Raw genomic sequence first — 482 nt, forward strand, 5'->3', positions numbered from 1 at the left:
CGAGCCACGGAACATGATGAAGTGTTTGACTATGATGGTTTTCAAATCATTTGTGACCGGAAAAGTCTGTTATATCTCTATGGTTTGATGCTGGATTACAGTAATGCCCTCATCGGTGGCGGTTTCCAATTTACTAATCCCAATGCCAATCAAACTTGCGGTTGTGGTAAATCCTTCGGGGTTTAAAAATTTTTCCTGATTTAGATAATTAAACTTAGCGCAAACATACGACTGAAGATTTACAACTGGAGCAGGAAGGATAAACTCTGCTCTTTTTTTCGGTTATTTGAACTGCTTTTTCTCTGCACTGGGGACAGCTTTTTCATAATTAAGCAAGGCAATGCTGAAAGTAACCAGGCAAACCCCTAAAATTTGGGTATAACTCAGACTTTCTTGGATGGCTATTCCTGCCAAAACTACAGTTAAAGCCGGATTAGTTGCCCCTACAATAGCCGCTCGACTAGCACCAATTAAATGAATAC

The 482-nt window shown here is 40.0% G+C and carries 2 protein-coding genes; one reads left to right on the top strand and one right to left on the bottom strand.

What is annotated here, in order from left to right:
* Nucleotides 1-186 (top strand): iron-sulfur cluster assembly accessory protein (locus ACLNEE_RS16930; RefSeq protein ID WP_412007457.1); only part of this gene is annotated, 186 nt, incomplete at its 5' end.
* 96 nt (nucleotides 187-282) lie between these two features.
* On the opposite strand, the gene ACLNEE_RS16935 is transcribed toward ACLNEE_RS16930, so the two are convergent.
* Nucleotides 283-482 (bottom strand): EamA family transporter (locus tag ACLNEE_RS16935; RefSeq protein ID WP_412007458.1); only part of this gene is annotated, 200 nt, incomplete at its 5' end.

It is taken from the genome of Aphanothece stagnina RSMan2012 (assembly GCF_046764815.1).
Taxonomy (GTDB): Bacteria; Cyanobacteriota; Cyanobacteriia; order PCC-6307; family Cyanobiaceae; genus NIES-981.